This is a genomic window from Mycobacterium sp. IS-3022 (assembly GCF_001500065.1).
Taxonomy (GTDB): domain Bacteria; phylum Actinomycetota; class Actinomycetes; order Mycobacteriales; family Mycobacteriaceae; genus Mycobacterium.
Genome location: NZ_LQIN01000007.1, coordinates 25,301 through 47,226 on the forward strand (window position 1 = coordinate 25,301; position 21,926 = coordinate 47,226).

A 21,926-nucleotide genomic window follows, 5' to 3' on the forward strand; every position below is an offset into this window, starting at 1 on the left:
GGCCCGGCGCTGCGCCCGTCGGGTAAGCCACGCTCGGCGTTGCCAGGATTAGTTGGTGCGGAGTGTGGATACGTTGGGGGGATGAACTTGCTGTCCCGGAGTCGCCACCGCGGTATCCGGCAGATCGGCCAGGGCCTCGGCACGCTCGACCGCGAGGTGTTCGAAGCGATCGCGGAGTCGCCGAGTCCACTGCTCGACGCGGTGATGCCACGGCTGACCCGCGCGGCCGATCACTCGAAGCTGTGGTTCGCCATCGCGGCGATGCTGGCGGCGTCCGGGAGCGCGTCGGCAAAGCGCGGTGCGATCCGCGGTGTCCTCACCCTTGCGGTCACCAGCCTGATCACCAACCAGGGAGCCAAGCGGGTGTGGCGGCGACAGCGGCCGAACCGCCTGCTGGTGCCGTTGGCGCGCCAGGCGCGTCGGACGCCGACGTCCAACTCGCTACCGTCCGGGCATTCGGCCAGCGCGGCCGCATTCGCCGTCGGGGTCGGTTTGGAAAGCCCGCCGCTCGGCCTCGGGCTCACGCTGTTGGCGGGTCTGGTCGGCATGTCGAGGATTGCCACGGGTGCGCACTATCCCGGTGACGTGCTCGCCGGATTCGGCATCGGCGCCGGCGTAGCCGTGCTGGGCGGACGGGTGGTCCCCGCGGTGGTCCCACCGAGGATCCCGACCGCCGACCCGCTTCGGGTGGAGACCCCGCCGCGTCCGGAGGGAGCCGGGGTGGTGCTGGTCGTCAACCCGACATCCGGCAGCGGTACAGGTGCGCGGATCGTCGAGCAGGTACGAAACGCTTTGCCCCGCACGGAGATCGCCGAGCTCGACGATGACGACGACATCGAAAGCGTGCTGCGTTCGGCGGCGCAGCGGGCAGAGGTCCTCGCCATCGGCGGCGGGGACGGCACGGTGTCGTCCGCCGCGGCTGCCGCCCTCGAAGCGGGTATCCCGCTCGCGGTTTTCCCGGGCGGCACATTCAACCACTTCGCCAAGGACATCGGTTGCGAGACAGTGGACAAGACGATCGAGGCGATCCGGCAGGGCAGCGTCGCGTGTGTCGATCTGGTGTGCATGAACGAGAATCAGATGGTGGTCAACACCGCCAGTATCGGCGCGTACCCGGCGTTTGTGCGGACGAGGGAGAAGTACGAGCACAAGGTCGGTAAGCCGCTGGCCGGCCTGTACGCGATGTTTCACACCTTGCGCCACGAGAAGCCGGTACGCATCTGCTACGACAACAAGACGTTGCAGACGTTCCTGTTCTTCCTGGGCAATTCGGCTTATCTGCCATCAGGATTCGCGCCGTCGCGGCGGACCCGCATGGACGACGGCCTGATGGACATCCGGATTCTCGAGACCGGCCGCCGGTTCAGCCGGCTGCGCATCCTCGTCGACGCCGCCCTCGGCCGACTTGTGCGCAGCCCGTTCTATCACGAGATGCGGGTTCCGGAGTTCGAGTTCACGGCGGTGGACGGTCCCACGATGCTTGCCCTGGACGGCGAAGTCGGAACCGAATGCGCCACGGCCAGTTTTAGTGTGCGGTACCGGGCGCTTCCGGTGTTTCGTCCGCTACCGTGAGCGGTCGCGACGGCGGCACCGCCAGCAGGCAGAACACGAAATACGCGTAGCCCAATGCCCATCCGGCCACCACGTCGGACGGGTGATGCACATTGAGCACCACCCGACCGAGACCGATCACGACGACGACAACCGCACCGAACGCGATCAGCCAACCTCGCGCAGGAGCCCGCACGATCGGCAGTCCCACGGTCAACAGCGCGAGTACGGCGACCAGCACGCCGAGCGCGTGGCCGGAGGGGAACGACGTGCCGAGCGCAAAGACGAACGCGGTGTCCGGGCGGGGACGATCGGCCGCCGCCTTTGCGGCCTCGGTGACGAGACCGGAGAGTTCGACGCTGATCAGAAGGAACATCGCGATCCGGACGTTGCGCCGCGCCAGCGCCACGATGATCACCACGACGGTGATCAACCGGAAGGCGTTAGGCCCCAGGAGGGTGCACAGGACGTCCCACCCGAGCACCCAGCCCGGATGTCCGTCGCCACGACGATAGAACGAGTCGAGCGCGCGGGAGTCGACGGCCGTCAGCCACGTCCACTGCTGCGCATATCCCACCCACAGCACGGCATACACCGCGATCGCGCCAACGGCCGTTGCCGCCAGCCAGCGCTTGGGTGATGCCACCGCTTCAGCTCTACCACGTGAATCACTGTGCCGTTAGGGTGACAGCTCATGGCCGTGTTCCTGCGTAAGCTGCTCCGAATCGGCGGTCTGCCCGACGACATGCGGACCGAGGTGGAGGCCGAAGGCGTCATCTTCCTCGCCGAGTACATCGCGGTCACCCGGCGGTTCAGCGGCAAAATCCCGGGCCGGCGCGCGAACGTCAACGTCACCAGCTACGTCGGCTCGCTGGCGCTGACCCACGAGCGGGTCCTCGGCACGCTGTCGACGGTTCCGAAGTTGGCGGCCGGCACCATCGACCAACGCTGGGACGCCGCGCAATCGGGCCCCGTCAGCGCCGAACTCTCGGCTACCGGCATGCTGATCGACGTCGACATTGCCGGGATCGATTCGCGCTTCAGCGGCCAACTTTCGATGCACTACAAAGTGACGATCCCCGAGGACGTGCTGATGCGCCTGCCCCGGCGATCGCTGTCGTTCGACGCACCGCCCGAGTACGTGTTCCGCGCGGTGGGAGTGCCCTACCACCCTTGACCGCCCGTTGGCGCACCCCTTGGGGTATTCAGAACGGTGGCGGCTCGTTGCGAGCCAAAGGGTTGCCCGCCCGTACCGCCTACGTTTCAGTGGGCACGGCAGCGACGAGAGGACAGGCGGTGAGCGACCCGAGACCGGACAACGTGCTGATCGTGCACTGGCACGACCTCGGTCGCCATCTCGGTGCGTACGGCCATCAGGATGTGTCGAGTCCGCGCCTCGACGCGCTCGCCGCCGAGGGGATTCTGTTCACCCGCGCGCACGCCACGGCGCCGCTCTGCTCGCCGTCGCGCGGTTCGCTGTTCACCGGCCGCTACCCGCAGAGCAACGGGTTGGTCGGACTGGCCCACCACGGGTGGGAATACCGGACGGGCGTGCGCACCCTGCCCGACCTGTTGTCCGAATCGGGTTGGCACACTGCGCTGTTCGGTATGCAGCACGAAACGTCGTATCCGGCCAGACTGGGTTTCGACGAGTTCGACGTCTCCAACTCATACTGCGAGTACGTCGTCGACCAGGCCACCCGCTGGCTGGCCGACCCGCCCGCGCAGCCGTTCCTGCTCACTACGGGCTTCTTCGAGACCCACCGACCGTATCCCCGCGACAGGTACGAACCCGCCGATGCGACCGACGTCGTCGTGCCCGACTATCTGCCCGATACCCCGGAAGTCCGCGAGGATCTCGCCGCGTTCTACGGAGCGATATCGGTCGCCGATGCCGCGGTCGGCCAGCTGGTCGACGCGCTGTCGACCACGGGCCTCGACCGCACCACCTGGGTGGTGTTCACGACCGATCACGGCCCGGCGTTACCCCGCGCCAAATCGACCTTGTACGACGCCGGCACGGGCATCGCGATGATCATGCGCCCCCCACGCGACGCGAACATCGAGCCGAAGGTCTACGACGAGTTGTTCAGCGGCGTGGACCTGCTACCCACCCTGCTCGAGCTTCTCGGCGTCGACATCCCCGCCGATGTCGAGGGCCTGTCACATTCGGCCGGTCTGCTTACCGCGGCGGCGCCGGCGCGCACCGAGGTCTACACCACGAAGACGTACCACGACTCCTTCGATCCGATCCGCGCGGTCCGGACCAAGGAGTACAGCTACATCGAGAACTATGCGGCGCGGCCGCTGCTCGATCTGCCCTTGGACATCGCCGACAGCGCTCCCGGCCGCACCGTGGCGCCGCTGGTGCAAGCCCAACGCCCGCAGCGCGAACTGTATGATCTCCGAACCGATCCCACCGAATCACGCAATCTGCTGGGGCCGGACGCCACCGGAAGCGCGAAAGCCGTCGCCGACGACCTGGCGCTGCTGCTCAACGACTGGCGCACCAAGACCAACGACGTGATCCCGTCGGAGTTCGCGGGCACCCGCATATCCGAGCGCTACACCGAGACCTACCTACGCCTGCACGGTCCTAGCGTCACCAGCCGGTCGGCGATCGCCTCGGACCGCGGTGTCGAAGGGAACCACAGCAGCTGAGAGTTTCGCGCATCATGATCGAAAACCTCCGCCGCGCATGATCTTTGAAGTCCCGTTATGCTCTCGCGCATGTCAGCGCACGCGACGGCGTACCTCGTTCTGGCGTCCCAGCGCAGCGGTAGCACGCTGCTGGTCGAGTCTTTGCGCGCGACGGGTGTCGCCGGCGAACCCGCAGAGTTCTTCCAGTACCTGCCGACCACCAGTCAGGCGCCCCAGCCGCGTCAGTGGTTCGAGGAGGCCACCGACGAATCGATCCTGCGACTCCTCGATCCCCTCGACGACGGCAAGCCCGACCTGGCGCCGCCGGAGATCTGGCGTGACTACATCCGCACAGCGGGCCGCACCCCCAACGGCATCTGGGGCGGCAAGCTGATGTGGAACCAGACACCGCTGCTGCTCGAGCGCGCCAACGGGCTGCCGGACCGCTCGGGCACCGGCCTGCTCTCGGCCATCCGCGACGTCATCGGCAGTGACCCTCTACTAGTTCACGTCCATCGCCCCGACGTTGTGTCACAAGCTGTTTCGTTCTGGCGCGCGGTGCAGACCCGGGGCTGGCGCGGCCGTCCGGACCCGTCGCGCGATGCGCGCGCTGAATACCACGCAGGCGCGATCGCTCACGTCGTCACGATTCTGCGGGCCCAGCAGGAAGGCTGGCGCAACTGGTTCGCCCAGGAGGGCGTCTCGCCCATCGAAGTGTCCTATCCGGTGTTGTGGCGCAACATCACCCAGGTCGTCGGCGACATCCTGGAGGCGCTCGGCCAGGACCGCCGGCTTGCGCCGGAGCCGGTGCTGGAGCGGCAGGCCGACCAACGCTCCGACGACTGGGTCGACAGGTACCGGGCCGACGCCGAGCGGGATGGCTTGCCCACCTGAGTCAGCCGATCTGCGCGACCACGACGATGCGGCGAAAACGGGAAGAACGTCCGCACGTTGCCAGTCTGGCACCGCCGGCGCCGGTTACCATGCGGACGTGAACCAATCGGACGCCAACCCGGTGGATCCGCCAATTCCCGTGCCCGACGTACCCGGCGCGGACGCCACTACCGTCGGACTTCCTCGCCGTGCCGATCTCACATTGCGCCAGCGGCTCATCGTCGACACGTCGGCCGTCGCCGACATCGCGCTGCGGACCGCGATCGCCTCGCTGCTCGCGACCACGATGCTGCCGACCCTGGCGGGCGGGCTGCGCCGGTCGCAGTCGCGCGCCGAGCGCGAGCAGTTGCAGTTCTACGCCGAACTGGCGGCCGCGAGGGATTCCGCGCAGTCGTTCCCGGCGCCGACATCGCTCCCCCGGGTCGCCTCGCGGACCGCGAACCCGCTCGCCGAGTGGATAGCGAAGGGCCGCGTCGAGAACATCCGGTTCAACAGCAGCTTCGAGGCGATCAACCCGGCGTTGCGCCCACAGTGCCGAGGATTCGAGCGCAACAACGTCGTGCATGCCCAGCACTGGCGGCACGACGACGGTCCGCACCCGACGCTGTGTCTGATCCACGGGTTCATGGGCTCGCCGTATCTGTTCAACGGGCTGTTCTTCTCCCTGCCGTGGTTCTTCCGATCCGGTTACGACGTCCTGCTCTACACCATGCCCTTTCACGGTCCCCGCGCCGAGAAGGGCTCGCCCTTCAGCGGTTACGGGTTCTTCGCCAACGGGTTCGCCGGTTTCGCCGAAGCGATGGCGCAGTCGGTGCATGACTTCCGCTCGATCATGGACTATCTCGAGTTCACCGGCGTCGATCGCATCGCCTTGACCGGGATGTCGCTCGGCGGGTATACGGCGGCGCTGATCGCGGGCATCGACGATCGCATCCAGGCCGTCATCCCCAACGTCCCGGTGGTGGCGCCCGATCAGACCGTCGACGAATGGTTCCCAGCCAACAAGGTGGTGGCGTTGCGTAACCTGCTGTCGGGCACCGACGCCGAGCTCACCAGCGCTGCGACCCGGTTCTCGTCGCCGCTGAACTACGCGCCGCTGGTGCCGAAGGACAGGAGGTTGATCATCACCGGTCTCGGTGACCGGTTGGCGCCGCCGGAGCAGGCCGAGATGCTATGGGAGCACTGGGACCGCTGCGCGTTCCACTGGTTTCCCGGCAACCACATCCTGCACGTCAGCCAGCCCGACTATCTGCGCCGGATGACGCGGTTCATGCAGGGCTTCATGTTCGGCTGAACTCGGACCGCGTTCCCGCCGGCCAACCGATCTGCTCCAGCAGCGCACTCGATACCGGCTTGCCCGCAACACCTAGACGGCCAACGGCTTTGGGGTCCAGTGCAGCCAGCAACGGCCGTTGGATTCCACGGCGGGCGGTCAACCCGGACAACGGCGCCTTGCGCACCACGTCGGGGGTGCGGAACGCGCACGCCGCCGCGACGACCGGTTGCGCCGCGGTGCCGCTGAACTCGAGGGCGGTCCACGTCTCACCCTGCTGCGACCACACCTCGGCGAGGCGCTCACCCAACCGCTCATCGACCGGAATCCCGTAGGCAGAGATGAATCCGCGGTCATCGCACACCCCCGACCACTTCTCGCGCCGCGCTGCGCCCAACGGCGCGTCGGTGTCTTCGACCATCGCGGCGTCGAGACCGGCCTCCCGCAGATGGTCGGCGAGCCGCCGGCCGGCGATCTCAGCGGTGTCGTGCAGCGGAAGTTCCGGCGAACGCGCCTGCAGGGCAACCAGATTCGCCTTCGCGTCCAGGGTCAGGCTGATCCAGGTGGTGCGGACACCGTCCTGATCGAGGTTGGTGACCCGAACCTTCTCGCTGCGGACCCCGAACCGCTCGACGTATCCGGCCAGCAACGGCAGGGACACATCGACGCCTGCCGGGCCGTCGACACGCAGCACCACGGTCACCTGATCCGGCCTCTGCGCCTTCGGCTTCGAGTGGTTGCGTCGCCACACCGCCAGCCGACGGCCGATCATGGTCGTCACGAACTGTCCACGCCACCAGGCGAACACCACCAGCACGACTGCGGCCGCGATTCCCAGGATCCACCAGTCAGTGGCGGACTCCCACGGGTACGCCATGGCCGCCAACACCACGGCCAACGACGCCAACGCAATTCGAACGGTCACGATGCCTCCGGTTGATTGTCGAGTTTCCGTCGCCGGTGCACCGCCACCGCCGCCGTCACGGTCACGATCAACGCCAACGCCCCGGTACCCGCGAACGCGATGACCTTCGGGGTGGAATCGGGCGCCTGCGGCTCCGGCGGCGCGGCGACCGGTTGGGGTTCGGGGTCGGCGTCGTCGTCGATGGCCGCGGTCACATCCCAGGTCAGGGAGGCGACGGGGTCGACGAGCCCGAACCCGGTCAGGTTCGACGGCGCCCGGGCCGCCCCCTGCGCCCCTGCCGTGAGCCGGTCCCGGACCTGTTCGGCGGTCAGCTCGGGGAACCTGCTGCGCACCAACGCCGCGACACCGGACACATAGGCCGCCGCGAAACTCGAACTGTTCAGTGGGAACAGCCGGCCCTGGCCGTCGGGCAACGCGTTCGCGAGTCCGCCGCCGTCTCCGTTGCCGACCGACGCGATGTCCTGCCCCGGCGCCGCTATGTCCACCCATGGTCCGGCCATCGTGAAATCCGCCGGCCGGCCCGCCGAGGTCAGGGCCCCGACCGAGAGCACGAACGGCTGCCAGGACGACGGAATCGACACCGACGTGACGCCCGACCAGTTGCGCGGGTCATCCGGCCGAGCGGGATCCGACAACGGGTTCGACGGGCATGCCGAACCCGGGTTGAGGCCCGCCTTGTTGTTTCCCGCCGCGGCGATGATCACCGCATCCTTCTCGACGGCGGCGTACCGCAGGGCCGCGCCCAGCTGACTCTGGTCCACGGTCTCGGTGGCGGGCAGGCAGGTCACCGCGGAGACGTTGATCACCCGCGCACCCAGATCCGCGGCGCGCACGACCGCGCGGGCCAGCGTCGCGACGTCGAGCGCGACGCGGGCCACGGCCTGGTTCTCCACCGATTCGGTCGGTGAGAACCGCGCCGAGGTGGACCGGATCGACAGCACCCGGGCTCCGGGCGCCACGCCGGAGAACCCGTCGGGCCCCGGCTGGCCGGCGATCAGCCCGGCCACCAGGGTTCCGTGTCCGTCGCAGTCCGTCAGCCCGTCGGTGGCCGCGACGAAGTCTCCACCTGGATCGACGTTCGGCAGCCGCGGGCCCGGCCGGACACCGGTGTCGATGACGGCCACGACCTGTCCGTCCCCGCGGCTGTACTCCCAGGCGCCGTCGAGGTTGAGCAGCTCGCGGTTCGGGCCGGGCGCACCGGGATCGGTGCCCGGCAGCACACCGGCGCTGACGCACGGACCGCGCTGAGACATCGGTTGCACGGGGCCGGGGGCACCCGACGGCGGTGGCACCGCCGGGTCCACTTGCGGCGGTGTGATCGCCTGTGCCATCGGGCAACTCATGCTCAGGACGGTCAGTCCCACCGCCGTGGCGGCGAATACGGTGCGCAGTCCGTCGCGCATCACCGATGCCTCATCGGTTCAGCACCCAGGCGAACAGTCCGACCAGATACGCCAGCACGGGGATGAGCGACGCGTCGACGGCAGACGCCAGGAAACCGACCAGGCGGCGCATGGGCAGCGAATAGGTGTCGGGCAACGCCACCCGCGGGAACAGCGCCGCGATCACCCACACCGCCGTCAAGCCCGCGAGTGCCGCCAATGCCCACCACGCCGCGGTGTAGCGGTCGTCGACACCGAACACGACGAGGAACGAGATCGCCAGCAGGAACGGCAGACTCAGCAACCACGCCTTGCACGGCGCGGAGTCCCACACCCGCGCCCGCAGCACAGAACCCAGCGCAACCGCGGCCACGACGTACCATGCCCAGCTCGAAACACCTTGCGGGGCAGCCAGTGTCAGTGCGCCCGCGGTGCTCAGCAGCACCCCTCCGGCGATGAAGCCGGTCTGGTGGGAATCGCTGATCCGGACCCGCCGCGGCAGGTCCGCGAGCACCTTGAGTGGCGGCGCCGACGGCGTCGGGTCACCGGGGGCGGGAATCACCGGCATCGGCAGTCGCGACCACAACGCGGAGAGTTGGGCGGCTTGGACCGTGACCACCAGCGCCAGCACCACCAGCACGGATCCGATGACGACGTGGTCCAGCGTCCAGATCGTCGCGGCGCCCGCGGTGATCAGGGCGCCGGTGCCGACGACGGTTGCCGCCGTGAAGACCGCGATGGCGCGCTGGGCGACGACGATGCTCATGATCGACCAAGCCGTCACGCCCGCGGCGGCCAGCAGCACGTGCGACGGCCCGAACTCGCCGGGTACCGCGAGCGCGAGGGCCACGGCGATCGGCACCAACGCCGTCACGGCCAGCGCCGTGCCGAGCCGAGGTGACCGGCCCCAGGTGAGCAGCGCGGCCAGCACCGTGAGCACCGCGATGCCGCTGACCGCCATGAGGCCGACGAAACCGCCGACGACCTCACTGTGCACAGCGGCGAACGTCGTGGCAACCAGGATCAGCGCGACGACGGCCGCCGCCGCGCCACGAGCGATGTGCGCCGCCCCCCAGGGCTTTTCGCGGGCGGCCGAGAAGATGACGGCCGCATCGCCGATGTCCTCGACGATTCGCGGTGCCGCGGGCCCGGCGGGTAGTGGCTGCAGTGCAAGAAGGTCGCCGTCGACGACGCCGACGGTGTTCAAGGTCGCGTCGAGGCTGAACGGCGCGCCGCCGACCGGGGCGAGCGACAGCACGACCGGTGCGGCGTCGTCGTATTCCTCGTCGGCGGGCATCGCCATCCGGCGTACCGCGGGCAGGATCTCGCGCAGGGGGAGTTCGGTAGGCAACGCCATGTCCGTGACTCGGCCGCCGGCCTCGCCCGCAGCGAGCACGGCGACACGAACGATCGGCATCGACGGCGCGGACGCCTCGGTCCTCCCCGGCGGTCCTGGCGGCATGGTTGCCAGGGAGGTGGTGCCGGTCATCGGATGGTCTGCCATTGCGGTTCCGTTCTTTGGTTTGAATCGAAGTCTCGGGTGAGTTGCAGGTCGGGGAACCACGCCCCGTCGGGCAGCGTTGCGGTGAGCCGCTCGACCGCCGTCGCGATCGCCAGCGGCGTGCCGGGGGTGAACGTCGACACCCATTCGCCGTCGAACGCCTTCGACGGGTGCACGAGGACCCTGCCTTCCCGGGTGTCGACGACGCTGACGCCGACGTCGGTGCTGACACGGTGACCGTCGCGGTGATCGCCCGCGACAATCTCCACATAACTGCGGTCCGGCGCGTAAGCGGCTTCCACCGCGGCCCGCGCGCTCGGCGGGATGCCGAGGAACTCGACGACGTCGTCCAGCGTCGCGCCGTTGCGCAGCTGCTCGTCGGCACGCGCACCGATCCGCGCGGGGATGGCGAACTCATCGAAGCTGGCCGGCGGCCGGCCCGACAACCCGGCGGTCAGGATGGGCACCAGCGCCTGCGGGTGGTCCACGTCCAACGCGGTGAGCGTGACGAGGCCGCCGCCGCGCAGCGCGACGACGGTGTGCTCGCCACGGCGCGCGACGTGCCCGCGCAGCATGCTGCCGGAGCCGCGGACGAATCTGAGCTCGAGCCACCGCCGGGGCCGGCACGTCGTCGTAACCCATTGCCGGACATTGGGATCGACGACCCGGTCCGCGGTCATCACGCCCAGCTCCACCAGTTCGGCCGACAGCCTGGACTCGAATGCCGGCCGCTCAGCGTGATCGCTGTACGGCGGGGTGATGGCCAGCACCCAGGGATAGTTCCCTGCGCCCGACGCATCGGCGACGAACCAGGCCTGCTCCGCGGTCAGCTCGACTGCGTTAACTGCCACCGCCGATCAGCCACCCCATTTGGCGCCTTCGGCCTGGTCACGGGCGCTCATCGACATCGTGTTCTGTTCATGCGTGGCGGCCATCGCGCGGTACGCGCGCACCAGTTCCTCGAGGCTGGCGTTCCACTGCGCCTGCCACGCCTGGTACGTCATGCCGGTGTCGCCCTGCCACGCGCCGGCCAATGCCGCCTGCTCGCTGGCGATGTCGGCGCCGACGGCGTGCAGAGCGCCCGCGTAACCGGACATCTCGCCCGCGTGGGCCAGCATCGCCGGGTAGTTGTACATGATCTGAGACATCAGGTTCTCCCTCTAGGTCAGTTCGAAGTTCAGATACCGGTGTAGGTGCTGGCCGCCGCGGCATCCTCCGCGACATAGGTGCCCGCGGCGTCGCCGAGATTGACCTGGGCGATGTCGAGCAGCGAGTTGATCTTCGCGGAGACCTCGATGAAGCGGGCGTGGGACGCCTGGAAGGCGGCCGACGACTCGCCCATGTGGAACGCCTGCGCCGACTGGGCAGCCTGTTCGGCCTGCGCCATGGTGCTGCGCATCAGGGCGGCCTTCGCGGAGAACGCAGCCTCGGATGACACGAGTTGCGGGATGTGAGCGTCCAAGAGGCTCATGGATTTTCCTTTCGGATCGTGGTTCTGCGGTTCGGGTTTCGCTCAGCTCTGTTCAGTCGCGCTCTCCCCCCTTGTGGTCCCAGTCGCTGGGCAGCATGGGTTCGGTGGGTCCGCCGCCGAAGGAGTCGCCGGCGAGCTCGGTCAGCCCGGTCGCCTGCTCGGTGTCGGACTTGGTCGCTGCACCGGTGAAACCCACTGCGCCTGCGCCCTTTTCCGATGCGCTCACGTGCGGGCGCCGTACCGGTTCGGGCGGCGGGGTGTCGTCTTCCGGCTCGTAATCCATGTAGGCGTCGGCGTACTGGCGTTGATGGATCGGCTGTGGGCGTTTGCGGCGAGCCTTGCGTTTGGCCAACGACGATGCCGCGGCGGCCGCAGCCGCGGATGCCGCGATGTCGGACGCCGGCGCCTTGGCGCCGATACCGTCCCGGAACGTCGGGGAGACGCCCTCGTCCGGGTCGGGGCCGGCGATCGCGTACGGCACCGCAGTTGCCGCCGCCGGGGCGGGCGGCGCGCCCGCGGGGGCCGACCCGGCACCGACCGACGTTGTCGGAGCGGCGGTTCCAGTGGCGACGGTCGGCGCCACCGCGGTGACCGGTGGCATGCTCTCGGCCCGCGTCGCCGGGACCGGCTGGGCCGGGACAGGGGCGACCGCAGGTGCTGGCGCGGGTGCGGGCACAGCCATCGGCGGAGGGTTCAGTGCCTGGACGATGAGGCCGATCATTATCGGCAGCAATATCGGAGCACTGAAGATCAGCGACCACGTGGTCCATCCGAGCGGCTGCGTGATCGCCTGGTAGAGGACGAATAAGAGCACCGCTCCCGACCCCGGATTCAACAGCCACGCGAGGAAGCTGCCCATGAAGTCGTTGAGAGAATCGAACAAGTCCTCGAAGAACTTCTGAAGCTCCTGCAGAAATCGTGCGATGGAGTCCGCGAGATTCCGTGCGGCACCGGAGTCGGCGGCGGTGGCCATCGCCGACGCCTGCTGTGCATCGGCGGCGGCCGAACCGGCCTCTCCCACACCGGGAGCCAACAGCATCGGCGCCGGTGTCGTCATGGGGGTGGCCGCCACCGCCGCTCCCGACACCGCCTGGTAGGTGCTCATCGTCGTCGCGGCCTGGATCCACATCCGCACGTAGTCGGCTTCGTTCAACGCGATCGGGATCGTGTTGATCCCCAGGAAGTTCGTCGCCGTCAGCACCGCGTGCGTGGCATGGTTGAGCGCCAACTCAGGCAGCGTCGGCATCATCGCCAGCGCCGTCGTATACGCCGCCGCGGCGGCCTCGTGCTGAACCGCCGACGCCGCGCTGTTGGCGCTGGCCTGGGCCAACCACGCGAGATACGGTGCATGCGCAGCGACATACTGCTCGGCGCTCGGCCCTTCCCAGGCGCCGCCCTGCACCGCCCCCAGCACGGCGGTCAACTCCGCTGCGGCGGAGGAGTATTCGGCGGCCAGCGACTGCCACGCACCCGCGGCCGCCAACAGCGAACCCGGCCCGGGCCCGCTGCTCAGCATGGTCGAGTGCACCTCCGGAGGCAGCGCCATCCAGATCGGAGCCGTCATGATCAGCTACCGGCGACCAGGTACGTCGAAGCGGCCATGGCGTCACCGGTGGCGTAACTGGTGGCGGACTGTCCGACGCCGAGGCCGGAGCGGCCCAGCTCCTCGACGCCCTGCGCGGCCACCGTGTTGTGCTGCGTGCCGTGCGCGCTCAGGCCCGCGGCGGTCTGCAGCGACACCGCGTCGACGGCCGGCGGCACCACCGTGCTGACCAATGGCGCGGCGGCGGCGTGCGCGGCCGCCAATCGGGCCGTCAACGCCTCGACGGCGGAACCCGCCGCGGCCAGACCCTCGGGAACGACGCGAAGAGTCATCAGTTGAACTCCCTTCCACTAGTGCCGTTGTTGCCGGTGCTCTCTGCGACCGCGTCGGCGAACGGGTTGACAAGTTGCAGGAACGTCGGAGCATCGCCATCGTCCAGCAACATCGCGCGTCCCGCAGGCAGACGGCGGAACCGGTGGCCCCGGATCTTGCCGCTGTCCTGCGGGTTGCCCGACAGCATGAGGATGGCTGCCTGCAACTCGTTGAGCCGGCGCAGCAGCGGTGCCGTCATCAAGGCGTGCGCAGAACCGGTGGCCCGCGCGGTCACGATCACGCGCAGGCCCAGTTCGCTTGCCTGCGAGAGCAATCCGATGATCCCGGTCCACGGCCGTTGTCCGACGAACGGGCCGCTGACCGCCGGGGCGTCCGGAATCTGGTCGACGTCGTCGATGATCAAGTAGTGGGTGTGGCCGTCCTCACCGGATTGGTAGGTCCACCTGCTCAGTTCCTGCGGGGACAGGCCGGCCGGCGGGCGGCGCCTCTCCAGCAGTGCGCTCAGCCCGAGCATCGCCGGAGTGATCCGGTCGATGTTCGGTGTGTACTCGTTGTCCGGGAACAACGGTTCGTCGACCAGATGCAGGCGACGGTCGATCACCGTGAAGGCGACCCGGTCCGACGTGGAGTGCTCCCGAACGGTGCGGATCACGTGACGCAGCAGCGTCGTCTTGCCCGACTTGGCATCGCCGAACACCATCAGCAACGGGTTCTGGTCGAACGCCATCGACACGGCCGCGAGGTCCTCCTCGCGCTGACCGATGACGACGCGCTCCGGCGCCGGATACAACGGCGCCACCGCGGCCGGCGCCAGATCCTGCGGCAGCAGCCGCACCGGCGGCGCGGTGACACCGTGGTGGCGGGCGTTGATCACCCGGATGTCGCGCAGCGACGGCTCCGCGAACAGGAAGTGCTCGGCGGCCATCGTCAGGCCGCGGCCCGGCTGGTCGGCGGGCACCGCTTCGGCGGGCCGGCGCAGCGCACCGGTGATCCGCACGTTGCTGTCACGCGCGTCGGACAGCTTCAACTCGAGGCGCAGACCGAGGCCGTCGCGCATCGCAAGCGGCACCTCGAGCCAGTTCGGCGTCGTGATCACGACGTGGATGCCGTAGGACATCCCGGTGTTCACCAGCTCGGTCACCTTCGCCAGCAACGGATTTCGGGTGTTGAAGGTGTCGGTGTTGTCGCGGCTGAACGCGTACAGGTTGTCGATGACCAGGAAAACTTCGCCGTACTCGTCGCGCTGACCGTTACCCGAGTGGCCACGTGCCTGGCGGGCCCGCAGCAGCTGTTCGAGCTCACCGAACGTGCGCCGGATGCGCTCGGGTTCCAGCGGCGACGCGACGCTTCCGACGTGTGCCAGGTCTGCCAGCGGACGCAACTGGCCGCCGCCGTAGTCCAGGCAGTAGAACGACACGTCGCGCGGGGAGTGCAGCGCCGCCGCGGACAGGATGAACGTCTGCAGCGCCGTGGTTTTACCCGACTTCGGGCCGCCGTGGATCAACACGTTGGCCGCAGCGGATCTGGCGTTGAAGATCAGCGGGTCGCGGCGCATCGCGAACGGGCGGTCGATCTCGCCGAGCGGCCAACGCCACTGGCGTTCGGTCACGTCGGCGCGTGCGAGCAACTCGTCGAGCGGAATCGGCTCGTCCAGCGGCGGCAACCACAGCCGTGGCGCCTTGGGCCCGTAGTTCGCGAGCTGATCGCCGATGGTGGCGACGAGCTTGCGCGGCGGCCGGTCCTCATGCGCGGCCGGATCGGACACGACCACGGTGTCGGCGGGGGCCTCCACGTGACCCGCAGTGAACTGTTGCGGCACCGGAACCGATTGCACGACAACAGACTTCTCGATCCGCGGCGGGTCGTAGATGCCGTCGACGTAGGTGCTGCGGAACTTGACCGGCATCGCACCGGGCGTCGGCACCAGAAAACCCTCACCCTTGTGCTCGGGACCCGCCTCGATGTGGAACGCATCCTCGACACCGATGATCTGGCGGCTGACGGCCGGACTGGCCACCTTGAGCCCGATGCGATAGGAGGTGTTCTTGTCGATGTCCTTGATCCGGCCCACGTCCAACGTCTGCGACGCGAACAGGATGTGGATGCGGAACGAACGGCCCTTGCGCGCGACGTAGTCGAACAGCTCGGCGTACTCCGGGTGATCGGACAGCATCAGTGAGAACTCGTCGGCGACGACGAGCAGCGTGGGCAACGGCGGCAGGTCGTGACCCGCCGCGATGGCGGCCTCGTACTCGAGCACCGAGTTGAACGCGCTGCCCTGCACCCTACGGCCGGCTTCCATCAGCAGTTGCTCACGGCGCGCCACCTCACCGCGCAGTGTGTCGGCGAATCGGTCAGCCAGCGAACGCTTTTCGGCCATGTTCGAGATGACGGCGACCACCTGCGGGAAGTCACGGAAGATGTCCGCCCCGGCCTCACCCTTGAAGTCGGCGTAGATCACGATCAGCCGATCTGCGGAGTGAGTCGTCAACAGCGACAGCAGGATCGACATCAAGGTCTGCGACTTGCCCGAACCCGTCATGCCGATCATCAGGCCGTGCGGGCCCATGCCGCCCTCCGCCTCGTCCTTGAGGTCGAAGATGAGCGGCTCGCCCGTCGCGGTCACCCCGATGGGCACCCGCAGTTCGTCGGCGCGCGCCCGGGGCGCCCACAGGCTGGCCACGTCCAGCGCCGCGGCGTCCGGGATGCCGAGCAGTGTCGAGAACGTCGCGACGCCTGCGCTGGCGGTCCGCGCGTGGCTCGGATTCGAGTCCCACCTCGACAGCCGGCGTGCGATGTGCCGGGCGGTGGCGACGTCGAGTTGGTCGGCGGCGTCGACGTATGGCTGCCAACCGCCGGTCTGCCAACGCCGCAGCTGACCGTCGCTCACCTGCAGGATCGGCCGCTCCGGGTCGGGGTACTGCTCGCGGTGCGGCGGTTCGGCGATCCGCTGCACCAGCGTCACACCGGCCAGTCCGCCCGGCGGGACCAGCGCGCCGGGATCCACATCGGGATCGTCGACGATGATGAGCAGGTGCTTGGCTCCCGCTTCGTCGGCGTTGCCGAAAGGCGGCCGGTCGTCGAGCGCTGGCGCGAGCAGCGAGCGCAGCTCAGCGATATCTGACGCCAGGTAGCGGGCCGGTCCGGCGCCGTCCACGGACCCAGGAATGTCGTTGTGCGGCAGCCACTTCAGCCAGGACCAGTCGTCCCTCTCGATGTCCGGCGCGAGCAGTGCGACGCCAAGCACCGCCGGGTCGTGCCAGGTGACCGCCTGGGTGATCCAGGCGCGCAGTGCCCCGCGGACGTCGTCCGGCTCGCCGAGCACCGTGATGCGGGAGACCTTGCCCAGGTCGATGCCCGTCGGGACCGCACGTACCGTGCGCTGCACGTCGAGCAGTCCCCGTAACGCGCTGTGCGACACCGGTTCCAGGTCGACCTCGTCCGCGCTGTCCTTCACCCGCAGCGTCGCGTTGAGCGGGGCGTCGTGCAGTCCGGTGCGCACCACCAGGAAGTCCGGATCGTGCGGATCGCGCTCCCACTGCCTGCGCGTACCGGGGACGTCGATGAGCAGGCCCGGATCCGGGTGCGACCACTCGAGTGCGGCGCGCTGCTCGGCGGCGTGTGCGCGCACGTTGTCGCGAACCACCGAGAGGTAGCGCAGGTAGTCGGCGCGCTCGGCGTCGACCTCCTCGGTGCGCATCTTGTTGTCGGTGCCGCGGTAGAGCGCGGTGGCGGCCAGCAGCAGGACAAACGGAAAGAACAGCGTCGTCGGCGAGATCAGCCGCATGCCGGTGGCCACCAGCGCCACGATCATGCCGACGATCAGGATGACGATGAGGTACGGCAGCACCCGCCGCAGCAGCGACGGCGGCACGACCCGCGGCAGTTCCGGCGGCGGCTCGATGGTGATGGTGCCCTTGCGCGTCGTCGGCACCGGGATGCGGCGACGCGCCTCGAAAATGAGCCGACTCACGCGCCGGCCTCGCAGGGGCGCCCGGCGTGTTCTGTGCTGATGGTTCGCTTGCAAGCTGCGCTCACGGCTTCTCCCTCACGACGGCGGGGCGGGGGTCGGCGGCGAGCGCGTCATGGGCCAACAGCGCGTCGGCGCGCGACAACGTTGGACCTGGCGCGAACTGGCTCAGCATCGACCATGGAATCGGAACCGCGGGCGGGGTCAGCCCGAGCGCGGAGATGGCTTTTTGGTCACCGTCCTCGTCGAGGCCGTAGCGGACCCCGACATCGCTGAGCCAGAAGGAGGCGCCCCCGACGGGTGGGGTCGACGCACCCCCGCCGTCCTGGCCGACCGTCTGGACCAGGTAGCCGCGACCAGGCGTCAGCACTACGCGGTTCGCGGTGGTGCCCGAGCCGGCTCCGACCAGTGGGACGGCGCGCAGTTCCTCGGATACCGGCAGTGTGACACCGGACCGGAGGTCCAGCGTTGCGCTGGTGGCGTCGGCGGGCCGCGTCCACCGAGCGCATGTCAACGGCGCGTCCGCGGCGTCGACGAGCGTGAGCGGTTCACTCGGATACGCGGCGGTGTCGATGACATTCGCGACGGGCAGACGCGCGATGTCATCGGCGCCCAACCTCGGCGGCTGGTCGAGCCCGAACGAGTTCGCGTTGCGCATGATCGACGCGACGACCGGTGAAATCGGTTGCAGGCCTTCGCTGAGCACCGCGTAATGGCGCAGCGTGTTGTCGGCGGCGAAGGCGGCCACCACCGCACCGACCGGTGCGGGCACCGGCAGCGGATAACGCGGCGGTTCTCCTGCGCCAGGAACCGCCGGCGGGCTCAGCGCGGGCGCTTCGGGCACCGCGTTGAACAGCCCCGGTGCGATCGGACGGGCGACGGCGGGCTCGGTACCGAAGCCCAGCGCGCTGGTGACCGCGCGGTCGTTCATGTCGATCGGGCTGCGACGGCCGTCCCACAGCAACCAGGTGCCGGCGTTGGGGCCGCTCGGGTTCGACACCAGAATCGCTTGGTCGTCGGGCAACGGTGCGGCGCGCTCGCCACCGTCGGCCAACGGGCCGGCGATCATCGTGACACCGACGGCGGGTCCTGAAACCCCGTCGCACACCGTCCAGTCGGCGTCCCGGGTCGTGTTCTGCACCATGCGATCCGGCGCGCCGGGGATGCCGAGCAGGTTGCCGCGGGGGAACTGGTCGATCTCGCTTGTCTTGACCTGCGAGGGGTTGTCCGGGCGGCCCGCGATCAGGCGTGCGGATGTCAGGTTCAGCACCGGGTGCAGCTGCTCACCGAGGCGGACGTAGAGCGCCGAGGTGGTGCGCTCGGCCAGGATCGCGTCGTTGCCCGCCACGCCGCCGGGCCGGATCAGCGAGAAGACGAAACACCCTGCCAGCCCGGTGATCAGCACCAGGGCGCCGACGAGCACCGAGCGGGTCTGCGTGCGAAGCGGGTCGACGAGCATGCGGGTGTCGTGCAGGGCGACGCCGGATGCGATGCGCCGCATGATGAATCGCCATCCGGTGACCTGATGACGGGTGACGAACCCGCGGCGGTACACGACCCGGTCGGGGTTCTCGTTGGTCGGTGTCCGCGAGGCGAACGCGCGGCGATTGGAGTTGTCGGGAGTGCTCATTCGGGCACCGCCAGGCCGAGGCCACGCAGCAGCGGAATGGCGGACTTGGTGACGTCTTCGTCGGTGATGGTCATCAGCTCGTCATCGGTGAAGTCTTCGGAATCGGAGTGGTCGAGTCGGTATTCGCGCTCCTCCTCGGAACGCTCGACCAGGTTGCGGACGAACCGGCCGTTACCGGCGATGTCCAGGTTGCGCCGCTCGATCCCGGTGGCGTCCGGCGTTGTGGCCGCGGCCAATTGGCCGAACAACGCTTCCATGTGGGCAAGTGCGGCCGGCTCGAAGACACTGTCGCGCTTCTCGGCCATCCGCATCGCGATCTCGACCAGTTCATGTGGTGAGTACGAGGGAAATTCGATGCTGCGCGTGAAGCGGGACCGCAGACCCTCGTTGGTGTCGAGGAACGCGTCGAGGTCCTTGCGGTAACCGGCGACGATGACGACCAACCGCTCGCGGTCGTTTTCCATCCGTGCCAGCAGCGTGTCGATGGCGACCAGGCCGAAGTCGTTCTTGGCGCCGGTCGACACCAACGCATAGGCCTCATCGAGGAACAGCACGCCGTCGAGCGCGCTGTCGATGATCGCGTTGGTCTTGGCTTCGGTCTCACCGATGTGCTGACCGATCAGGTCGGCGCGGTGCACCTCGCGGACGGTCTCCTTCTTGAGAATGCCCAGCCCGCAATAGATCTTGGCGACGACGCGCGCGATCGTGGTCTTACCGGTACCGGGCGGGCCCGCGAACACCAGGTGGTTGGTGCGCTGGGCCACCGTCAGCCCGCGCTCTTGGCGGCGGATCGCCATCGCGACCGAACTCTTCAGGCGCGCAACCTGATACTTGACCTCTTCCAGGCCGATGAACTCGGCGAGCTCGGCCTCGGCTTCGACCAATAGGTGCGCTTTGCGTTCCTTGGCGCCGGGGTCGACGAAGTCGGCTTCGGATGGTTCGGTAGCGGGATCCCACGGATCGGAGCGGCCCTCGATGCGCGCGGCCGTGGTGGTCACGATGCCGTAGGAGGTGTCCGACAGCGCGAGCTCGATCTGCTCGTTCTCCGGGTTGGCGGCGTAGAGCTCGGCGAGCACATCGGCGGCGTCGAGCTCTTCGCCCTGCGCGCGCAGGCACAGCGCCTTGACGAGCGTGCCGTCCGTCGTCGCGACATCGACAGGCCCGCCGGCCTCTTCGAGGTATGACAGCGCCGGGGCGAACATGCCGAGGCGGGCCAGTGAAATGCCGAGCGTCACGCGCACGGCGTGTGCCGACGTCTCGTCGAGCTTCTTGTCGTTGACGATCGGGGTGAGCAGCCGCACCACGTCGGACCAGCGCTCGGCCCGGTAGTACATCGCGACCCGCACCCACCGCGCCTCGAACCAGCCGGGGCGCCTGGTGATCAGCGGCTCCACCAGTTCGTCGGCCGCGGAATAGTCGCCGGCGTCGCACAGCGTGACGGCGTAGGCCAGCTGGAAGTCGTCGGGAGCCGACGCCGAGAACTTGAGGTAGAGCCCGGTGTCGTAGGTGAACGCCAGATCGCCCTCGGTGAGTTGCACGTGACGTTGCAGCACCCCCGCCGTGGCGACGGTGCGCCAGATGGCTTCAACGACCTTCGCGCTGGTGTCACCCGCCGCGGCGAGCCCGGTCCAGGCATCGCACTGTTCGCGGGCGATGCGGGTGAGTTCGGCGAAACCGGCGCGGGCTGCGGCGGGATCGGGCGGACGGCGGCGGTCGTGCACGGAGAGCCCCAGGGCTCGGCAACATGTGGCGAACCGACTCACCACGTCGTGATCGACGCGCGAAGTCGCAGCAAAATCGGTTGGTAGCGGCACGCGCCGTGATCTCCCCGTAGTCATCGCAGGCTAACTTTCCGCCCGAAGTTAGCATTGACTAAGCTAACTTGTACAGACGCACCTATTTTGCTTCAGCCGGTGAGCCGTTTCCCTCTTTGACGGCGCTGACCAGGCTGATCGTGCTGACCATCACGGCGGCCCCGGAATCGTCCGCCGGCACCGGCCGACCGTTCCCGCGCAGCCAGTCCGGGAGTGGGGTGGCTTCGGTGCGCCACCCGCGGGCGCCGAACCAGCTCGCGGCGGGCTCGTGCTGTTCGTTGTAGACCAGGTTGAAGAACGTGTCGTCCCCGCCCGTGGCCCGCTCTTCGGCCCTCTTGGCCTCGAACGCGGCGGCGTCCATCGGCGCCGCTTCCTCCACGGCGGCGTGACTACCGGGTGCGGCCAGGGCGTCGATACCGGTGAACAGCTGCCGTTGAGCGGCGGCGGGTAGATAGATCAGCAGTCCCTCGGCGATCCAGGCGGACGGCTTGGCCGCGTCGAACCCGTGGCCCCTCAGCGCTTGCGGCCAGTCGTTGCGCAGGTCGACCGCGATCTCCCTGCGTTCGGCCCGCGGGCTGTGTCCGGCGAGCGTTTGCCGCTTGAATTCGAGCACCTGCGGCTGGTCCAACTCGAAAAGTACGGTGCCGTCGGGCCAGTCGAGTCGGTACCCGCGCGTGTCAAGCCCGGCGGCCAGAAGGACGATCTGCCGAACGCCCGCTGCGGCCGCGGCGCGGAAGTAGTCGTCGAAGTACTTGGTGCGCACCGCCTGGAAGTTGACGAAGTCCACGCCGAACTCTGTGTTGAGCGCATGCTCGGGTGCCCGGCCGTCGAGCAGGTCCGCCCACTCGCCGCCTACGGCGCGACAAAAGACCTCGGCGAACGGATCGACCGCGACCTGGTCGGACTTCTGCGCCTCCAGCGCACGGGCGGCGGCGACGAACAACGCCGTCGAGCCGACGCTTGTGGTGATGTCCCAGGTGTCGTCATCAGTACGCATGC

Annotated in this window: 18 protein-coding genes; 5 read left to right on the forward strand and 13 right to left on the reverse strand. The window is 68.8% G+C overall.

Annotation, left to right across the window (positions count from 1 at the left end):
- Positions 1-81 precede the first annotated feature (81 nt).
- Positions 82-1,572, forward strand: a complete 1,491-nt coding sequence (locus AU188_RS07315) for a bifunctional phosphatase PAP2/diacylglycerol kinase family protein (protein WP_059163075.1) — start codon at positions 82-84, stop codon at positions 1,570-1,572.
- Here the strand turns inward: AU188_RS07315 and AU188_RS07320 are convergent.
- The gene (locus tag AU188_RS07320; protein ID WP_059163076.1) at positions 1,526-2,197 is read right to left on the reverse strand and encodes a phosphatase PAP2 family protein; all 672 of its coding nucleotides are present in this window, start codon (positions 2,195-2,197) and stop codon (positions 1,526-1,528) included. The two genes, AU188_RS07315 and AU188_RS07320, sit on opposite strands and share 47 nt — an antisense overlap.
- 48 nt (positions 2,198-2,245) lie before the next feature.
- Here AU188_RS07320 and AU188_RS07325 point away from each other — a divergent pair, with 48 nt between their 5' ends.
- From AU188_RS07325 to AU188_RS07340, 4 genes are all read left to right on the forward strand, one after another.
- Complete coding sequence (locus AU188_RS07325) at positions 2,246-2,728, forward strand: hypothetical protein (protein WP_059163077.1); 483 nt, start codon at positions 2,246-2,248, stop codon at positions 2,726-2,728.
- 119 nt (positions 2,729-2,847) lie between these two features.
- Positions 2,848-4,212, forward strand: coding sequence for a sulfatase family protein (locus AU188_RS07330; RefSeq protein ID WP_059163078.1), 1,365 nt, complete (start codon positions 2,848-2,850; stop codon positions 4,210-4,212).
- Positions 4,213-4,281: 69 nt separating this feature from the next.
- Positions 4,282-5,085, forward strand: a complete 804-nt coding sequence (stf0, locus tag AU188_RS07335) for a trehalose 2-sulfotransferase (RefSeq protein ID WP_059163140.1) — start codon at positions 4,282-4,284, stop codon at positions 5,083-5,085.
- Between the two features lie 97 nt (positions 5,086-5,182).
- Positions 5,183-6,379 (forward strand): alpha/beta hydrolase family protein, encoded by a 1,197-nt coding sequence (locus tag AU188_RS07340; RefSeq protein WP_059163079.1) that lies wholly within the window; start codon positions 5,183-5,185, stop codon positions 6,377-6,379.
- Here the strand turns inward: AU188_RS07340 and eccE are convergent.
- From eccE to AU188_RS07400, 12 genes are all read right to left on the reverse strand, one after another.
- Complete coding sequence (gene eccE, locus AU188_RS07345; RefSeq protein WP_059163080.1) at positions 6,366-7,283, reverse strand: type VII secretion protein EccE; 918 nt, start codon at positions 7,281-7,283, stop codon at positions 6,366-6,368. The genes AU188_RS07340 and eccE overlap by 14 nt on opposite strands.
- Positions 7,280-8,686, reverse strand: coding sequence for a type VII secretion-associated serine protease mycosin (gene mycP / locus AU188_RS07350; protein WP_059163081.1), 1,407 nt, complete (start codon positions 8,684-8,686; stop codon positions 7,280-7,282). The genes eccE and mycP overlap by 4 nt, the downstream gene beginning before the upstream one ends.
- Positions 8,687-8,696: 10 nt before the next feature.
- Positions 8,697-10,082 (reverse strand): type VII secretion integral membrane protein EccD, encoded by a 1,386-nt coding sequence (gene eccD, locus AU188_RS07355; RefSeq protein WP_059163141.1) that lies wholly within the window; start codon positions 10,080-10,082, stop codon positions 8,697-8,699.
- A gap of 68 nt (positions 10,083-10,150) precedes the next feature.
- Positions 10,151-11,017: an ESX secretion-associated protein EspG gene (locus AU188_RS07360; RefSeq protein ID WP_059163082.1), complete on the reverse strand. Its 867-nt coding sequence runs from the start codon at positions 11,015-11,017 to the stop codon at positions 10,151-10,153.
- Between the two features lie 6 nt (positions 11,018-11,023).
- Positions 11,024-11,314, reverse strand: coding sequence for a WXG100 family type VII secretion target (locus AU188_RS07365; RefSeq protein WP_059098699.1), 291 nt, complete (start codon positions 11,312-11,314; stop codon positions 11,024-11,026).
- Between the two features lie 29 nt (positions 11,315-11,343).
- Positions 11,344-11,637 carry a hypothetical protein gene (locus AU188_RS07370; protein WP_059098700.1) on the reverse strand — a complete coding sequence of 98 codons (294 nt, stop codon included), beginning with the start codon at positions 11,635-11,637 and terminating at the stop codon, positions 11,344-11,346.
- A gap of 52 nt (positions 11,638-11,689) precedes the next feature.
- Entirely contained in the window at positions 11,690-13,201 is a 1,512-nt protein-coding gene (locus AU188_RS07375; RefSeq protein WP_059163083.1) for a PPE family protein, read from the reverse strand.
- A 2-nt stretch (positions 13,202-13,203) separates the two neighbouring features.
- Positions 13,204-13,512: a PE family protein gene (locus tag AU188_RS07380; RefSeq protein ID WP_059163084.1), complete on the reverse strand. Its 309-nt coding sequence runs from the start codon at positions 13,510-13,512 to the stop codon at positions 13,204-13,206.
- Entirely contained in the window at positions 13,512-17,486 is a 3,975-nt protein-coding gene (gene eccCa / locus AU188_RS07385; RefSeq protein WP_059163085.1) for a type VII secretion protein EccCa, read from the reverse strand. Before eccCa ends, AU188_RS07380 begins: the two co-directional genes overlap by 1 nt.
- 61 nt (positions 17,487-17,547) lie before the next feature.
- A complete protein-coding gene (gene eccB / locus AU188_RS07390) occupies positions 17,548-19,113 on the reverse strand; it encodes a type VII secretion protein EccB (RefSeq protein WP_059163086.1) in 1,566 nt (521 codons plus the stop codon).
- Positions 19,110-20,951, reverse strand: coding sequence for a type VII secretion AAA-ATPase EccA (eccA, locus tag AU188_RS07395; protein ID WP_082686532.1), 1,842 nt, complete (start codon positions 20,949-20,951; stop codon positions 19,110-19,112). Before eccA ends, eccB begins: the two co-directional genes overlap by 4 nt.
- A gap of 58 nt (positions 20,952-21,009) precedes the next feature.
- Positions 21,010-21,924 (reverse strand): class I SAM-dependent methyltransferase, encoded by a 915-nt coding sequence (locus AU188_RS07400; protein WP_059163088.1) that lies wholly within the window; start codon positions 21,922-21,924, stop codon positions 21,010-21,012.
- Positions 21,925-21,926: the final 2 nt, after the last annotated feature.

Excerpts from the sequence above, each read along its gene's own strand:
- AU188_RS07400 (WP_059163088.1), bottom strand. The coding sequence starts at position 21,924 with ATGCGTACTGATGACGACACCTGGGACATCACCACAAGCGTCGGCTCG.
- stf0 (WP_059163140.1), top strand. The coding sequence starts at position 4,282 with ATGTCAGCGCACGCGACGGCGTACCTCGTTCTGGCGTCCCAGCGCAGC.
- mycP (WP_059163081.1), bottom strand. The coding sequence starts at position 8,686 with ATGCGCGACGGACTGCGCACCGTATTCGCCGCCACGGCGGTGGGACTG.
- AU188_RS07325 (WP_059163077.1), top strand. The coding sequence starts at position 2,246 with ATGGCCGTGTTCCTGCGTAAGCTGCTCCGAATCGGCGGTCTGCCCGAC.
- AU188_RS07380 (WP_059163084.1), bottom strand. The coding sequence starts at position 13,512 with ATGACTCTTCGCGTCGTTCCCGAGGGTCTGGCCGCGGCGGGTTCCGCC.
- eccA (WP_082686532.1), bottom strand. The coding sequence starts at position 20,951 with ATGACTACGGGGAGATCACGGCGCGTGCCGCTACCAACCGATTTTGCT.
- eccB (WP_059163086.1), bottom strand. The coding sequence starts at position 19,113 with ATGAGCACTCCCGACAACTCCAATCGCCGCGCGTTCGCCTCGCGGACA.
- AU188_RS07315 (WP_059163075.1), top strand. The coding sequence starts at position 82 with ATGAACTTGCTGTCCCGGAGTCGCCACCGCGGTATCCGGCAGATCGGC.
- AU188_RS07375 (WP_059163083.1), bottom strand. The coding sequence starts at position 13,201 with ATGACGGCTCCGATCTGGATGGCGCTGCCTCCGGAGGTGCACTCGACC.
- eccD (WP_059163141.1), bottom strand. The coding sequence starts at position 10,082 with ATGCCGATCGTTCGTGTCGCCGTGCTCGCTGCGGGCGAGGCCGGCGGC.
- AU188_RS07370 (WP_059098700.1), bottom strand. The coding sequence starts at position 11,637 with ATGAGCCTCTTGGACGCTCACATCCCGCAACTCGTGTCATCCGAGGCT.
- AU188_RS07365 (WP_059098699.1), bottom strand. The coding sequence starts at position 11,314 with ATGTCTCAGATCATGTACAACTACCCGGCGATGCTGGCCCACGCGGGC.